Here is a 15,741-nt window from a genome sequence, read left to right on the forward strand (position 1 = left end):
CGACCGGCGCCGTTCTCCACGCTGTGAAAGAGGTCCCCGTGTCCACCGCCACCGAACCCACCGCCGTCGCCGCTCCCCGTGCCGGCCGGCGAGCCTGGTTCGCGCTCGCCGTCCTCATGCTCCCCGTCCTGCTGGTGTCGGTCGACAACACCGTCCTCAATTTCGCGTTGCCCGCGATCTCGAGCGCGCTCACCCCGACCGGCACGCAGCTGCTCTGGATCGTCGACGTCTACCCGCTGGTCCTCGCCGGCCTGCTCGTGTCGATGGGCAGCCTCGGCGACCGTATCGGTCGTCGTCGCCTCCTGCTCATCGGCTCCGTCGGATTCGGTGTCGTCTCCGTCGCCGCGGCGTTCGCGCCCAGCGCCGAGCTCCTCATCGCGGCTCGGGCGGCGCTCGGGTTCTTCGGAGCGATGCTCATGCCGTCGACGCTCTCGCTGCTGCGGAACATCTTCCTCGACCGCGACCAGCGACGGTTCGCCATCGCCGTCTGGGCCAGCGGGTTCGCCGCCGGCAGCGCGCTCGGGCCGATCGTCGGTGGGATCATCCTCGAGCACTTCGCCTGGGGTGCGGTGTTCCTCCTCGCCGTACCGGTCCTCCTGCCGCTCGTCGTCCTCGCGCCCTTCCTCATCCCGGAGTCGAAGGACCCGAACCCCGGACGCATCGACGTCCCGAGCATCCTGCTCATCCTCCTGACCATGACGCCACTCGTGTTCAGCATCAAGCACCTGGCGGAAGCCGGCTTCGACGTGCTCACGGTCGTCTCGATGGTCGTCGGCGTGGTCAGCGGCGTCCTCTTCATCCGTCGTCAGCTCCGCCTCGAGCACCCGCTGCTCGACCTGAGCCTGTTCCGGCGGGCCTCGTTCAGCGGCGCCGTGGTCATCAACCTGCTGAGCGTGACGGCGCTCGTCGGTGGGCTGTTCTTCGTGTCGCAGCACCTGCAGCTGGTGCTGGGCCTGCAGCCGCTCGACGCCGGGCTCGTCCTGCTCCCCGGGCTCATCGTGATGATCATCGCCGGCCTCGTGATCGTGCCGATCTCCAAGCGGGTCCGTCCGGGCATCGTGGTCCCGATCGCACTCGTCGTCTCCGCCGTCGGATACGCCTCCATCGCGATCACCGGGGGAGACGTGTCGGCCCTCGGGATCGGTCTCGCGTTCGTCGCCCTCGGGCTCGGCATCGGGTCCGCCGAGACGGTGTCGAACGAACTCGTGATCGCGAGTGCGCCGCCGGAGAAGGCCGGCGCGGCGTCCGGTGTCTCCGAGACCGCGTACGAGCTCGGCGCGGTGCTCGGCACGGCGACGCTCGGCACCGTGCTCACCGCCTCCTACCGATCGTCGGTCGTCCTGCCGGACGGACTGACCGCTGCGCAGCAGCAGGCGGCGGGGGAGACCCTGGGTGGTGCGGCGAACGTCGCCGCGCAGCTGCCCGGCGACCTCGCGGGTGCACTCATGGACTCCGCGCGGCACGCCTTCGACAGCGGTGTCGGTGTCGCAGCGTGGATCGGCGTCGGCCTCATCGTGGCCGCCATGCTCGTCGCGGCGATCGGTCTGCGCCGGGTCCGGTAGCGCTCTGTCGATCGTGCCACCCGGAGACGGGTGGCACGATCCGCCCGAGGTCGGAGGCGTTAAGCTGGGCGCACACCGTCGTCGCATCCTCAGGAGTCGCATGTCCCGCACCGTCAAGCTCGCAGTCATCCCCGGCGACGGGATCGGTCCCGAGGTCGTCGGCGAGGCGCTCAAGGTCCTCGATGCGGCGGTGCAGGGTGGCGACGTCCGGTTCGAGCAGACGCCCTTCTCGCTCGGCGCCGGCCGGTTCCTCGAGACGGGCGACGTGCTGACCGACGCGGACCTCGCCGCGATCGCCTCGCACGACGCCATCCTCCTCGGAGCGGTCGGCGGCGTGCCCGGCGACCCCCGGCTCGTGAACGCGAACATCGAGCGAGGGCTGCTCCTCAAGCTCCGGTTCAGCCTCGACCACTACGTCAACCTGCGCCCGACCGTCGTGTACCCGGGCGTCCCGAGCCCGCTGAGCGAGCCCGGCGACGTGGACTTCGTCGTCGTCCGCGAGGGCACGGAGGGGCCGTACGTCGGCAACGGCGGAGCGATCCGCCAGGGCACGCCGCACGAGATCGCGAACGAGGTGTCGGTCAACACCGCGTACGGGGTGGAGCGGGTCGTGCGCTATGCGTTCGCCGCCGCGGCCGCGCGTCGGGGGAAGCTCACCCTCGTCCACAAGACCAACGTCCTCGTCTTCGCCGGGTCGCTCTGGAAGCGCGTCGTCGACGCGGTGTCCGCGGAGTTCCCCGACGTCGCGGTCGACTACCTGCACGTCGACGCGGCCACCATCTTCCTCGTCACGGATCCTGCTAGATTTGACGTCATCGTCACGGACAACCTCTTCGGCGACATCCTCACCGATCTGGCCGGCGCGATCAGCGGCGGCATCGGACTCGCGGCCTCGGGAAACATCAACCCGGACGGCACGTACCCGAGCATGTTCGAGCCCGTCCACGGATCGGCGCCCGACATCGCCGGGAAGCAGCTGGCCGACCCGACCGCCGCCATCCTCTCCGTCTCCTTGATGCTGTCGCATCTCGGGCTCGAGACGGAGGCGGCGCGAGTCGCCACTGCCGTCACCGCCGACATCGCCGCCCGCACCGGCGCAGCACGCACGACGACCGAGGTCGGCGATGCGATCGCAGCCCTCGCGGCGAACCGGTAGACGCCCACCAGACACGCAGATCACGACGGAAGACACCATCATGACGATCAACCTCCCCATGGCGCAGCGCGAGCTCGCCTTCACCGTGACCCCCAACGAGCAGCCCGTCCCCGACGCCGAGCGCGACGTGATCCTCGCCGATCCGGGCTTCGGGCAGCACTTCACCGACCACATGGTCGACATCTGCTGGTCCGAGCGCGGTGGATGGCACCGCCCGCGGGTCCAGGCGTACGGTCCGATCTCGCTCGACCCGGCCGCCGCCGTCCTCCACTACGCCCAGGAGATCTTCGAAGGACTGAAGGCGTACCGTCACGCCGACGGCTCCATCTGGTCGTTCCGCCCCGACGCCAACGGCCGCCGCCTGCAGCGCTCGGCCAAGCGGCTCGCGCTGCCTGAGCTCCCGGTCGAGTACTTCGTCGAGTCGATCAAGCAGCTCATCGCCGTCGACGGCGCCTGGGTGCCGTCCGCGCCGGAGACCAGCCTGTACCTGCGACCGTTCATGTTCGCCAAGGAGGCCTTCCTCGGCGTCCGCCCGGCGAAGAAGGTCAACTACTACGTCATCGCCAGCCCGGCCGGCGCGTACTTCACGGGCGGCGTCACCCCCGTGTCGATCTGGCTGTCCACCGACTACAGCCGTGCGGGCAAGGGCGGCACCGGGGCGGCGAAGACCGGCGGCAACTACGCGTCCTCCCTGCTCCCGCAGGCCGAGGCGTACGAGCACGGGTGCGCCCAGGTGCTCTTCCTGGACGCACAGGAGGCGACCTACATCGAAGAGCTCGGCGGGATGAACGTCGTCCTCGTCAAGCGCGACGGCACGCTCGTCACGCCGGAGTCGGACTCGATCCTCGAGGGCATCACCCGCGACAGCATCCTGCAGCTCGCGGAGGACCGTGGACACCGGGTGGAGCGCCGTCGGGTCACGATCGACGAGTGGCGCGAAGGCGTCGAGAGCGGCGACATCGTCGAGGTGTTCGCCTGCGGGACGGCTGCGGTCGTCACACCGATCGCGCAGCTGAAGGCCAAGGACTTCACCGTGGGCGACGCCGACGCTCCGGCGGGCGAACTCACGATGTCGCTGCGTCAGGAACTGACCGACATCCAGTACGGCCGCCTGCCCGACCGCCACGGGTGGATGACGCGGCTCGACGCGGAGTAGCCTCCGAGCAGCCTGGGAAGCCCCGCACCTCGTGCGGGGCTTCCGTGTCGCCGGGGCACCTCGGGATAGGCTGGAGTGGTGAAAATCGCTCGCTTCAGTCACGATCAGGCCATCCGCTACGGCATCATCGACGATGCGGATCTCGTCGTCCTCGACGGCGATCCGCTCTACTCGGGCTTCGAACCGACGGGGGAGCGTGTCCCGCTCGCGGATGCGGTCCTGCTCGCGCCGGTCATCCCTCGCTCCAAGGTCGTCGCCGTCGGCAAGAACTACCACGACCACGCAGCCGAGATGGGCGGGGAGGCTCCCACCGAGCCGCTGCTCTTCCTGAAGCCCAACACCTCCGTGGTCGGGCCGGGAGACGCCGTCGTCTTCCCCAAGCAGTCCGAGCGCATCGACTTCGAGGGTGAGCTCGCCATCGTGATCGGCGGCGTCGCCAAGAACGTCAGCGCGGAGCGTGCCGACGAGGTCATTTTCGGCTACACGATCGCGAACGACGTCACGGCCCGCGACCTCCAGGAGTCCGACGGTCAGTGGGCCCGGGCGAAGGGCTTCGACACGTTCTGCCCGCTCGGCCCCTACATCGAGACGGAGTTCTCCTTCGACGGCGCGACGATCGAGACCCGAGTCGACGGTGAGGTCCGCCAGCACGCCCCGCTCTCCGACATGGTGCACTCCATCGGTGCGATCGTCGAGTACGCGTCCGCCGTCTGGACGCTCCTCCCGGGCGACGTCATCCTGACCGGGACCCCGGCCGGTGTCGGACCCTTCACCGACGGCCAGGTCGTCGAGGTCGAGGTCTCGGGCATCGGCATCCTCCGGAACACCGGCCGCCGGCCCTGACCCGCGTCAGCTGCGCTGGCCGAGAGCGGTCAGCGCAGCTGCGACGTCGTCGTCGGTGTTCCAGAGGTGGAACGCGACCCTCGCACGGCCCGCGCGACCCGATGCCGTGATCCCGGCCGACTGCAGCGCCCGGAGGTCGTGTCCATCGGGGTCCGTCCACGTCACGATCGCCGAGGCAGTTCCCGTCAGGAGCGACCGGCTCTCGCCGATGCCCGTCCGGAGCGATGCTGCGAGCCGGGTGTCGTGCTCGTACACGGCGACGGCGTCGACCGCCGCGAAGAGGGCGATGGCGGGCTCGGCGCCGACCCAGGCCTGCCACGCGGGGGAGACGTCGAACCGTCGAGCGCTCTCGGCGAGATGCAACGACGGTCCGTAACAGGACGACCAGACGTCGTCGCCCGAATACCAACCGGCCTGGCTCGGTCGGAGGCGGTCCGACACCTCGTCGCGCACCGTCATGAACGCCACACCTCGTGGCGCGCAGAGCCACTTGTAGGCGTGGCACACGGTGATGTCGTCGGCCGAGGCGTCGACGGGGAGCCACCCCGCGGCCTGGGTGAGGTCGTTGAGCGTCAGTGTGCCGTGGACGGCCGCCGCCTCACGGATCGCGACCACGTCGGCGACCGCGCCGGTCGCGGACTGCACCGCGGAGTAGGCGACGAGCCAGGTCGAGGCGTCGATGTGGGCGGCGAGATCGGTGAGCGGTGCGTGGCGGACACGCACGCCGCGGTGCGCCTGCATGAGGAACGGGGCGACGAGCGAGCTGAAGTCGCCCTCGACGCACAGGATCTCGGCGCCGTCCGGCACCGACGCCGCGACCATGGCGACCATGGCGGAGGTCTGGGATCCGATCGCGACCGAGCGGAGGGGCACGTTGACCAGCTCGGCGAAGGAACCGCGCACGCGCTCGACGACTGCGCCGTAGGCGGCTGCATCGGTTCGAGCAGCCTGCCACGCGGAGAGGTCGGCCATGATGGCGTCCGTCGTGCCCGTCGTCGGCAGTCCCAGCGTGCAGGCGGCCAGGTAGCCGGGTGCGGATGGGAAGGATCCGCTGGCTTCCTGGAGGCTGAGGGTGCTCATGCATTCAGTCTCTTCGCCGGGTATCCATGCGACAAGGACCGGCTCTCGATGAGAACCATAACCGTGGATTATGCTTCGAGGGTGTCCACCCTCTCACCGCATCCCTCGTCATCGGCCCTCGACGCCGGTTCCCTCCTCGTCGTCGGCGCCATCGCCTCGACCGGGTCGATCACGGCCGCCGCGCACGCGCTCGGCTCGAGTCAACCCGCGGTGAGCCAACACCTTCGTCGGCTCGAGCGTCGGCTCGGCATGCCGGTCGTCGAGCGCGTCGGTCGGGGCGTCCGCCTCACCGAGGCCGGTGCGATCCTCGCCGGACACGCGGTGGCGGTGGACCGAGCGGTGCGCGCTGCGTCCGAGGAGGTCGCGGCACTCGCGGGGTTGCGGAGTGGTCGGGTGCGCCTCGTCGCCTTCCCTTCGGCGTCGTCGATGCTCGTGCCGCAGCTCCTCGCTCGCCTGGCCGACGAGCATCCGGGGATCGGGGTCTCCTTCGTCGAGGCCGAACCGCCGGAGGCCGTCGCCGCGGTCCGTGCCGGTGAAGCCGACGTCGCGATCACCTTCAGCTACCCGGACGACCCGGACGACCCGCATCGGGAGAGCGCGGCCGGGCTCCGCGTGCGCCGGTTCGGAACCGACCCGATGCGTCTCGTGCTCCCGGTCGGCCACGCTCGAGCCGGTGACCGACAGGTCGACCTCGCTGCGCTCGCCGGTGAGCGCTGGATCGCGGGTTGTCCGCGCTGTCGAGGTCATCTCCTCGGCCTCTGCCGGTCGAGCGGCTTCGAGCCCGTCATCGCGCACGAGACCGACAATGCGATCGCGGTCACCGCCCTGGTGGCGGCCGGGCTCGGCGTCGCCCTGCTACCAACGCTCGCGCTCGCGGCCGCGCAGCTGCCGACCGAGGTGGTCGTGCTGCCGACGCGCAACGACGACGACCGGGCGCTCCACCTCGTCAGCGCCGAGCACGCGGACCGCATCCCCGCCGTCGCTGCACTCCTGCGGATCGCCGCGTCCCTGGGCGGCGCGACTAAGATGACAGGCGATGTCTGACACGATTACGCACCCCTTCTCCACGGCTTCCGGCACCGACGTCCGCGTCCGGTTCTGCCCGTCGCCGACCGGCACGCCGCACGTCGGTCTCGTCCGCACGGCGCTGTTCAACTGGGCGTACGCCCGGCACACGGGGGGCAAGCTCGTCTTCCGGATCGAGGACACCGATGCCGCTCGCGACAGCGAGGAGAGCTACGAGCAGCTCGTCGACGCGCTCACGTGGCTGCGGCTCGACTGGGACGAGGGCGTCGGCGTCGGCGGACCACACGCGCCGTACCGGCAGTCCGAGCGGAGCGACATCTACGCCGACGTGATCGCGCGGCTGACGGCTGCCGGGCACCTCTACGAGAGCTTCTCGAACGCCGACGAGATCGACGCCCGCAACGAGGCGGCCGGCCGGCCGAAGCAGTTCGGGTACGACAACTTCGACCGCGACCTCACCGACGAGCAGCGCGCCGCGTTCCGAGCCGAGGGCCGCGAACCGGCGCTCCGTCTCCGGGTCCCGGACGACGACCTCAGCTTCGACGACCTCGTGCGCGGCGAGATCACCTTCCCCGCCGGGTCGTTCACGGACTTCGTCCTCGTGCGCCCGAACGGCAAGCCGCTCTACACGCTCGTGAACCCCGTCGACGACGCCATCATGCAGATCACCCACGTCCTCCGCGGCGAGGATCTGCTGCCGTCGACGCCGCGGCAGATCGCGCTGTACCACGCGCTCATCGACATCGGTCTCACGACCTTCGTCCCACGGTTCGGTCACCTGCCGTACGTCATGGGCGAGGGCAACAAGAAGCTCTCCAAGCGCGACCCGGAGGCGAACCTCTTCCACCACCGCGACCGCGGCTTCGTGCCGGAGGGGCTCATCAACTACCTCGCGCTGCTGGGGTGGTCGCTGAGCGGCGACCGCGACGTCTTCTCGATCGACGAGATGATCGCCGCGTTCGACGTCGTCGACGTCAACCCGAACCCGGCGCGCTTCGATCTCAAGAAGGCGGAGTCGATCAACGGCGACCACATCCGACTGCTGGAGCCGGCCGACTTCCTCGGCCGCATCACGCCGTACCTCGTCGAGGCCGGCGTGGTGAGCGAGCCGGTCACCGAGGCGCAGCAGGCCGTGCTCGAGCAGGCCGCCCCGCTCGTCCAGGAGCGCATCGCGCTGCTCGGTGAGGTCCCCACGCTCCTCGGCTTCCTGTTCCGCGGCGCCTCGGAGCTCGAGTACCAGGAGGACGCGCTCAAGAGTCTTCCGGCGAACGCCGGCGAGGTGCTCGTCGCGTCCATCGGCGCGCTCGAGCTCGTCCCCGAGTCGGAGTGGACGGCCGGATCGATCCAGGACGCGCTCGCCGGCGCACTCATCGAGGGCCTCGGATTGAAGCCCCGTATCGCCTACGGCCCGCTCCGCGTCGCCGCGTCCGGGCGTCGGATCTCCCCGCCGCTCTTCGAGTCGCTCGAGATCCTCGGGAAGACGGAATCGATCACGCGACTCGATCGGCTCTCCGCGCACCTCGCGTCATGAACGACTCGTACGACGTCGTCGTGGTCGGCGCGGGACCCGCGGGGCTCTCGGCCGCGCTGAACCTGGCTCGCGCGCGTCGTCGCATCCTTGTGCTCGACGGCAATCGCCCACGGCACGCTGCGACGCTGCGCTCGCACGGCTTCCTCACCCGTGACGGCATCGCTCCGCTGGATCTCCGGCGGATCGGGCGCGAGGAGGTCGCGGCGTACGCGAACGCGGAGGTCCAGTTCGCGTCCGTGCAGTCGATCGAGCCGACTGCTGACGGCTTCCACGTCGTCGCCCAGGGGGTCCGCGGCGAGCCGGATCGCGACGTCGTGACCCGGACGGTCGTCGTCGCGAGCGGTCTGACGGAGACGTTGCCGAAGGTCACGAATCTGCGGGCCTTCTACGGAACGGATCTGCACAGCTGCGTCGAGTGCGACGGGTACGAGAAGGCCGACGCGCCGCTCGCGCTCATCGGCGAGACGGCGGACCTGGCGGAATGGGCGATCCTCGTCGCACAGTGGTCGTCGGACCTCATCGTCTTCACGAACGGGACCGACACCGTGACCGGCCCGGAGGAGGCCGCGCTCGCCTCCGCGGGCATCCGGGTCGAGCGCGGTGTGATCGCGGAGCTCGAGGGCGGTCGCGACGGCTTCACCGGTGTCCGCCTCGCCGACGGTATGCTCATCCCACGCTCCGGCGGCTTCGTCCGGCCGCAGTGGGCCGTGCCCCTCGGATATCTGGAACGGCTCGCCCTCGATCGCGACACCGACGGGTACGTCGTGGTCGACGCCTGGGGTCGCACGTCCGTGCCGGGTGTGTACGCCGCCGGCGACATCACGCCTCCCGGTCCGCAGCAGCTCATCGTCGCGGCCGGGAACGGCGCTCGGGTGTCCAGAGCGCTCAACCGTGACCTCGCTGGCGTCCCCAGCTGAGGGACCCGCGACGCGCCCGGGACGCGTCGATTTGAGACGGCCGCTTCCGTAGGCTAGTGTTGTTCTTCGGTCGGGGCTGCGGTTCTGACAGTGGGGTATGGTGTAATTGGCAACACGACTGATTCTGGTTCAGTTGTTCTTGGTTCGAGTCCAGGTACCCCAGCCAGACAGCAACATCACGAAGAAGGCCCGCGATCATCGCGGGCCTTCGTCGTTTGCGGTGTGATCAGCCCATCCGTTGGCCGGTGGACGCGGAGGCATGCCGACGTCCTCACCGAGGTCCGGAATCCTCCTGGACGGCAGTGCGCTCGAACGCGATGATGCGCTCGACGGCCGGGATGATCTGCGAGGCCATCCGACGGAAGACCTCCGGGCCCTGACCGAACGGGTCGACGACGTCGTCCTGCGCCGGATCAGGGAGTCGCGCGCTCGTCCGGTTGGCCGCCAGTTCGGGGCCAAGATGCTTCCAGCGCCCTGCTCGAGGGCGGGGGAGTCGTCCCGAGTCGACGGTGTCGAGGAGCCGGGCGAACTCACGCAGGGAGAAGGTTCGACGCAGCGCCTCCGGGCACAACCTGAGGACGGCGCTGCGATGCTCCCGCGTCATGGTGAGGACGACGTCCTGTCGAGCCACGAGGTCGGCGGTGAGCTGCGTCGCGGTGAAGTCGGCGGCCGTCGCGGCGAGCGGACCGAGCAACGCCGCACTCGAGGCGTCGATCGGGTGTCCGCGCAGCGCCCCCGTCCCGGCGCTCCGCACCTCGAAGCCGCACGCGTCGACCTCCGCCAGCCCGCTCGTGAGGAGGAACTCGGCATACGGGGACCGACAGATGTTGCCGGTGCAGACGATCAGGATTCGGGTCGGAGGCGGATCGAGCGGGGTGTTCATGCTGTGGTCCGCCGCGGTCGACGCGTCGGGGCGGTCCGGTGGTAGTACGCGTAGGACGACGACTGCTCTCCTCGAGCCACCTCGACACGGTTGAGGACGACTCCGAGGAGCTTCGCCTGGACGAAGCTGAGGTTCTCGAGCGACTGCCGGAGCTGGTCGCGGTGCAGTCGCCCGTCGGCCGACGCCACGAGCAGGACGCCGCTCGCAAGGGTCGACAGCGCTGTCGGGTCCGAGACGTTGATGAGTGGGGGAGTGTCGATGATCACCACGTCGTACGCGCGTTCCATCTCCGAGAGCGCGCGCTCCATCGCCGCTGATCCGAGGAGTTCGCTCGGATTCGGCGGCAGCTCGCCGGAGGTGAGGACGGCGAGACGTCCCGCCCCGTCGACCGCTTGCGCCGCATCGCCGAGGCTGATCCTGCCGGTGAGCACGGTCGTGAGCCCGACCGCGTCCTCGAGACCGAACATCTCGTGCTGACGGGGTCGGCGCAGATCCGCATCGACGAGGAGGACGGAGTTCCCCGCCTCCGCGAGGACGAGCGCGAGGTTCGCCGAGGTGGTGCTCTTCCCCTCGCCCGGGACCGAGGACGTGACCATCACACTGCGGAGACCGCCGTCGATGGAGGCGAACTGGAGATGTGTCCGAAGCTGCCGGAAGCTCTCGGCGCGACGGCTGTAGCTCTCCGTCGATCCGAGGATGAGTTGGGCCGTGTCGGCGGGTTCCGTGTGGAAGGCGCCGAGGATGCTCGTGTCCGTGAGCTTCTCGATCGCCGCGCGACCGCGGAGACGGGTGTCGAGGACGTCGATGAGCAGTGTGATCCCGACGCCCAGGGCGAGGCCGATGAGGACACCCACCGTGAGGTTCTGCAGCGCGTTGGGTGCGACGGGGGATCGGGGTGGAGACGCTTGTTCGACGATCGTCAGCCCGACCGGGGTCGGATCGCCCGGTGCATCGGCAGCGCCCACTTCGTTGGCGCTCTCGACGTCGTCGACGAGGTCGACGAGCACCTGGGCTGCGGTGTTCGCGATGCGGGCTGCCGCGACCGGATCGCTGTCGACGGCGGAGATGTCGATCAGGACCGACTGTGCGGGATTGGAGGCTGAGATCGTCCCGACGAGCGACGTGGGGTCGAGGTCGAGGCGCTCCGCCACCGTGGACCGCACGGTCGAACCGGTGGCGAGGATCACATACGAGGCGACGCGGCTCTGGGCGAAGGCGTTGCCCTGATTGAGGTCGCCCACGGTGTCGCCGCCGGTGACGGCGACGAACAGCTGGCCCGTCGACTGGTACACGGGCTGGGTGATGAGGGTGTACCCGTGGGCGAGCGCCGCTGCTCCCGCGGTGATCGCGACGATGAGCAGCCAGCGATGGCGGAGGATGCGCAGGTAGTCCTTCAGGTCCATCCTGATATGTTAGTCGTCTGGCATGTGCCTCTCGCGCAGCGGAGACGACGCAGGGCCCGGACTCACGAGTCCGGGCCCTGCGTGGCAGTGGTGGGGCGGTCTGCCGGTCAGGCGGCTTTCCCGAACCGGTCGGTGCCGTTCGCACGAGGTCGGCGCGGGGCGCGGTTCGTCTGACGGACCGTCGGTTCGGTCATGACCGGTCGTTCGCTGCCGACCACGGTGCGGTCTGCAACCCTGGCGTCCCGATCGACGCTCGCGCCGTGGGCGACCTGGACGTCGGCGCCGAGACGGGCGTCGCTTCCGACTCGTGCTCCGCGTCCGATGACACAGCGCTCCCCGATGTGGACGTTCGCGCCGATGAAGGCGCCTTCGCCGATCACCGCGGACCGGTCGATCCAGGTTCCGGCACCGATCCAGGCGTTGGCACGGATGTCCGCGTCAGCCTCCACGAAGGTGGTGCGTTCGATGAACGCCGACGGATCGATCAGTGCACGAGCTGCGACCATGCCCTTGCCGTTCGGGTGGTGACGGTACCGTTCCACCTCGCCGGTCCGGCCTTCGATCTCTTCGTACACTCTCGCCATGGGTGACCCCCTTCTGGTCTACTCAACACTGGGGACAACGCCGGATGGCTCCCGGTCATTCCTTCCCGGGGCCTGCCTGGGAATCCCATGAGTCTCGTGCTGTGCTGTAGAGGGTGTTCGGAGGGGGAGCCCGCCGCGGTTTGGTCGTGACGGGTCATTGGAAGTCCCGCGAACGGGTGTTCGCCCCGATCCGGAGCGCTTCCAACCGATCCGCCACCAGATTGACGATGCCTTCCGGGGATCGCTCGAGCATGCCGCGGACCACCATCGCCGGGGCCTCCCTGGCCACGCGGCGATACCGGTTCCAGACGCCGACGCTGCAGATCACGTTGACGAGACCCGCTTCGTCCTCGAGGTTCATGAAGGTAATGCCGCTCGCCGTGGCCGGCCGTTGCCGATGCGTCACGACACCCCCGACCTCCACGCGACGGTCCGTCTGCGCCGTCAGGAGTTCGTCGGACCGCAACGCCCCTCGGCGTGTGAGTTCGGCTCGGACGTGGCGGATCGGATGGTCGTCGGTCGACATCCCGGTCGACCAGATGTCGGAGATGAGTTGTTCGGCGGCCGTCGGAACCGGGAGCAACGGCGGCTGCACGGTCGTGAACGTCCCCTCGAGCTGGTCGGGACGATGCCGACTGGCCTGCGCTGCGCCCCACATCGCCTCACGACGGGTGAGGCCGAATCCGTCGAAGGCGCCCGCCGCCGACAGCGACTCCAACTGCGAGGAGCTCAGGCCGATCCGCCTGGCCAGGTCGGCCTGGCTGGTGAACAGCCCTCCGGACTCCCGTTCGGCGACGATCCGCTTCGCGAGCTCCTCACCGATCCCCTGGACGGAGGAGAGACCCAGCCGGACGGCGAGTGCGCCGTCGCGCCGGTGTCCTGCCGAATCGTCGGGAAGGAGCGGATCGAAGAGCCCGGTCGGCCCCTGCTCGTGTTCGAGGCAGCGCGTGCGCCCGCCGGGAGCGACCGGGGCGCCTGGGGCGGCCTCCGGGTCGAGCGCTTCGAGGCCGGCCTGTGCGCCGGAGCGATGCAGATCGGGACGCAGGACGGAGACGCCGTGTCGGCGGGCGTCGGCGACGAGGGTCATCGGCGAGTAGAACCCCATGGGCTGCGCCCGGAGCAGGGCCGCGAGGAAGGCCCCCGGGTAGTGCAGGCGCAGCCAGGCGCTCACGTAGACGAGGAGGGCGAAGCTCAGGGAGTGGCTCTCGGCGAAGCCGAAGTTGGCGAAGGCCTGGATCTTGGCGTACACGGCATCGGCGTCCGCACCGACGATGCCGTTACCGGCCATGCCGAGGTACAGCGTGTCCTTGAGGCTCTCGATCTTCTCCTCGCCGCGCTTCGATCCCATCGCCCGGCGCAGGAGGTCCGCATCCTCGGCCGAGCACCCACCCACGGCCATCGCCATCTGCATGAGCTGCTCCTGGAACAACGGCACGCCGAGCGTGCGTTCGAGGACAGGTTCGAGGCTCGGGTGGAGGTAGGTGATGGGCTCCTGGCCGGTCTTCCGGCGCAGGTAGGGGTGCACCGCGCCGCCCTGGATGGGCCCCGGGCGGATCATGGCGACCTCGATGACGAGATCGTAGAACCGGCGGGGGAGCAAGCGTGGCAGCATGCCCATCTGCGCGCGGCTCTCCACCTGGAAGACCCCGATGGTGTCGGCCCGGCAGAGCTGGTCGTAGACCCCTGCTTCGTCCTTCGGGATGGTCTCGAGGGTCCAGCGCTCTCCGGTGTGCTCGGTCACGAGGTCGAAGCAGTACTGGATGGCCGAGAGCATGCCGAGACCCAGGAGGTCGAACTTGACGAGCCCCATCCAGGCGCAGTCGTCCTTGTCCCACTGGAGGACCGTGCGACCGTCCATGCGCCCGTGCTCGATCGGGCAGACCTCGCCGACCGGGCGATCGGTCAGCACCATGCCACCCGAGTGGATGCCCAGGTGCCGGGGCAGGGTGAGCATCTGCTGCGCGAGGCCGACGACGCGCTCGGGGATGTCGTGGTCGGTGCTCGACATGACCCCGCCCCAACGCTCGACCTGTTTCGACCAGGCGTCCTGCTGACCGGGGCTGTACCCGAGCGCCTTGGCGGTGTCGCGGACGGCGAACTTCGGCCGATAGCTGATGATGTTCGCGACCTGAGCGGCGTTGCGGCGTCCGTAGGTCTCGTAGACGTACTGGATGGCCTCCTCGCGCCGGTCGGAGTCGAAGTCGACGTCGATGTCGGGCTCCTCCTCCCGCATGCTGGAGAGGAACCGTTCGAACGGCAGCTCGTAGAAGATCGAGTCGACGGCGGTGATCCCGAGCAGGTAGCAGACGGCCGAGTTCGCGGCGGAACCGCGTCCCTGGCAGAGGATGCCACGGCCGCGGGCGAAACTGACGATGTCGTGCACGATCAGGAAGTACCCAGGGAAGTCCTTCTGCTCGATGACCTCGAGTTCCCGTTCGATGCGTCGGAGGTGTTCGGGAGTGGCGTCGGGGTATTTGACGGGGACGGCTTCGAGCACCAGATGCCGGAGCCAGCTCATCGGCGTATGGCCCTCCGGGACGCGCTGTCGCGGGAGCTTCGGGCGGACCGCCCGCAGGCTGAAGGCGAGTTCGTCGGCCAGCTCGACGCTCCGTGCCACCGCTCCGGGGTATCTGGCGAACCGGTCCGCCATCTCGGCTCCGCTCCGCAGGTGCGCGGTTCCGGCCGCGGGAAGCCATCCGTCGAGCTCGTCGAGGCTGCGACGTGCTCGGACGGCCGCCAGCGCGGTCTGGAGTCGATGCTGCTCGGGTGTGGCGTAATGGACGTTGCCCGTGGCGACGACGGTGAGGTCGAGCAACGCCGCGATCTCGGCGAGTGCATCGTTCTCCGCCGAGTCCTCCGGGTGGCCGTGGTCGCTCAACTCGACGACGACGTGCTCCGGACCGAACAGGGCGACGAGTCGGTCGACCGCGGCGGCGGCGGCCTCCGGACCGTGCTCACGGAGCGCGGTGCGGACGAACCCCTTACGGCACCCGGTGAGCACGGTCACGTGGCCGGCGACGGAGGCGGCGAGCCGCTCGAGGTCGTAGATCGGGTGGCCCTTCTCGGCTCCGTCGGCGAGTTGTGCGTCCGTGATCGCGCCGGCCAGGCGGTGATACCCCTCTGCTCGACGGGCGAGCAGGAGCAGATGATGCCCGACGGGGTCGGGGACGCCGTTCTGCGGCCGGTCCAGGCCGATGGACAGTTCGGCACCGTAGACCGTCCGGAGGTCGGGGAACCGTTCCGCCGCCTCGGCCATCCGGACGACACCGTAGAAACCGTCGTGGTCGGTGAGCGCGAGCGCGTGCAGGCCGAGTGCCGCAGCCTCTTCGACGAGCCGCTCCGGCGGGCTCGCGCCGTCGAGGAAGCTGAAGCTCGAGTGCGCGTGGAGTTCGGCATAGGGGACCCGCGTCGTCGACGGGCGCTGCTCCGGTGGTTCGGGGACGTACGGTTGACGCTTCCGTGACCAGGCCGGGCTGTCCCCGCCGTCGGCTCCCAGCGGCAGGGTGGCCGGTCGGCTCGCGTCGGACAGACGGCGCTCGAACTCCGACCATGAGACCGGGGGGTTGTTCCATCCCATGCTGGGCTCCTTCGTCATGCGGT

At 69.7% G+C, this 15,741-nt stretch carries 12 protein-coding genes and 1 tRNA gene; 8 read left to right on the forward strand and 5 right to left on the reverse strand.

The window, feature by feature from the left end; translation table 11 throughout:
* Positions 1-38 precede the first annotated feature (38 nt).
* The 4 genes from BWO91_RS07875 to BWO91_RS07890 all read left to right on the forward strand — a co-directional run bounded on the left by BWO91_RS07875 (position 39) and on the right by BWO91_RS07890 (position 4,717).
* Positions 39-1,562, forward strand: coding sequence for an MFS transporter (locus BWO91_RS07875; protein WP_240555727.1), 1,524 nt, complete (start codon positions 39-41; stop codon positions 1,560-1,562).
* Positions 1,563-1,662: 100 nt separating this feature from the next.
* Positions 1,663-2,718: a 3-isopropylmalate dehydrogenase gene (locus tag BWO91_RS07880; RefSeq protein WP_079002205.1), complete on the forward strand. Its 1,056-nt coding sequence runs from the start codon at positions 1,663-1,665 to the stop codon at positions 2,716-2,718.
* A 40-nt stretch (positions 2,719-2,758) separates the two neighbouring features.
* A complete protein-coding gene (locus tag BWO91_RS07885; protein ID WP_079002206.1) occupies positions 2,759-3,874 on the forward strand; it encodes a branched-chain amino acid aminotransferase in 1,116 nt (371 codons plus the stop codon).
* A gap of 78 nt (positions 3,875-3,952) precedes the next feature.
* Positions 3,953-4,717, forward strand: coding sequence for a fumarylacetoacetate hydrolase family protein (locus BWO91_RS07890; RefSeq protein ID WP_064296260.1), 765 nt, complete (start codon positions 3,953-3,955; stop codon positions 4,715-4,717).
* A 6-nt stretch (positions 4,718-4,723) separates the two neighbouring features.
* Here the strand turns inward: BWO91_RS07890 and BWO91_RS07895 are convergent, their stop codons facing one another.
* Complete coding sequence (locus tag BWO91_RS07895; protein ID WP_079002207.1) at positions 4,724-5,797, reverse strand: aminotransferase class V-fold PLP-dependent enzyme; 1,074 nt, start codon at positions 5,795-5,797, stop codon at positions 4,724-4,726.
* An 81-nt stretch (positions 5,798-5,878) separates the two neighbouring features.
* Here BWO91_RS07895 and BWO91_RS07900 point away from each other — a divergent pair, with 81 nt between their 5' ends.
* The 4 genes from BWO91_RS07900 to BWO91_RS07915 all read left to right on the forward strand — a co-directional run bounded on the left by BWO91_RS07900 (position 5,879) and on the right by BWO91_RS07915 (position 9,437).
* Positions 5,879-6,841, forward strand: a complete 963-nt coding sequence (locus BWO91_RS07900; RefSeq protein ID WP_240555729.1) for a LysR family transcriptional regulator — start codon at positions 5,879-5,881, stop codon at positions 6,839-6,841.
* Positions 6,834-8,354: a glutamate--tRNA ligase gene (gene gltX, locus BWO91_RS07905; protein ID WP_079002209.1), complete on the forward strand. Its 1,521-nt coding sequence runs from the start codon at positions 6,834-6,836 to the stop codon at positions 8,352-8,354. The genes BWO91_RS07900 and gltX overlap by 8 nt, the downstream gene beginning before the upstream one ends.
* Positions 8,351-9,271 carry an NAD(P)/FAD-dependent oxidoreductase gene (locus BWO91_RS07910; RefSeq protein ID WP_079002210.1) on the forward strand — a complete coding sequence of 307 codons (921 nt, stop codon included), beginning with the start codon at positions 8,351-8,353 and terminating at the stop codon, positions 9,269-9,271. Before gltX ends, BWO91_RS07910 begins: the two co-directional genes overlap by 4 nt.
* 91 nt (positions 9,272-9,362) lie before the next feature.
* A tRNA-Gln gene (locus tag BWO91_RS07915) sits at positions 9,363-9,437 on the forward strand.
* A 105-nt stretch (positions 9,438-9,542) separates the two neighbouring features.
* On the opposite strand, the gene BWO91_RS07920 is transcribed toward BWO91_RS07915, so the two are convergent.
* From BWO91_RS07920 to BWO91_RS07935, 4 genes are all read right to left on the reverse strand, one after another.
* Complete coding sequence (locus BWO91_RS07920) at positions 9,543-10,154, reverse strand: hypothetical protein (protein WP_079002211.1); 612 nt, start codon at positions 10,152-10,154, stop codon at positions 9,543-9,545.
* On the reverse strand, positions 10,151-11,557 hold the full coding sequence (locus BWO91_RS07925; protein ID WP_079002212.1) for a polysaccharide biosynthesis tyrosine autokinase: 1,407 nt from the start codon (positions 11,555-11,557) through the stop codon (positions 10,151-10,153). Before BWO91_RS07925 ends, BWO91_RS07920 begins: the two co-directional genes overlap by 4 nt.
* 107 nt (positions 11,558-11,664) lie before the next feature.
* Positions 11,665-12,141 (reverse strand): DapH/DapD/GlmU-related protein, encoded by a 477-nt coding sequence (locus BWO91_RS07930; RefSeq protein ID WP_079002213.1) that lies wholly within the window; start codon positions 12,139-12,141, stop codon positions 11,665-11,667.
* 154 nt (positions 12,142-12,295) lie between these two features.
* Positions 12,296-15,718: an error-prone DNA polymerase gene (locus tag BWO91_RS07935; RefSeq protein WP_079002215.1), complete on the reverse strand. Its 3,423-nt coding sequence runs from the start codon at positions 15,716-15,718 to the stop codon at positions 12,296-12,298.
* Positions 15,719-15,741 lie beyond the last annotated feature (23 nt).

It is taken from the genome of Plantibacter flavus (assembly GCF_002024505.1).
Lineage (GTDB): Bacteria > Actinomycetota > Actinomycetes > Actinomycetales > Microbacteriaceae > Plantibacter > Plantibacter flavus_A.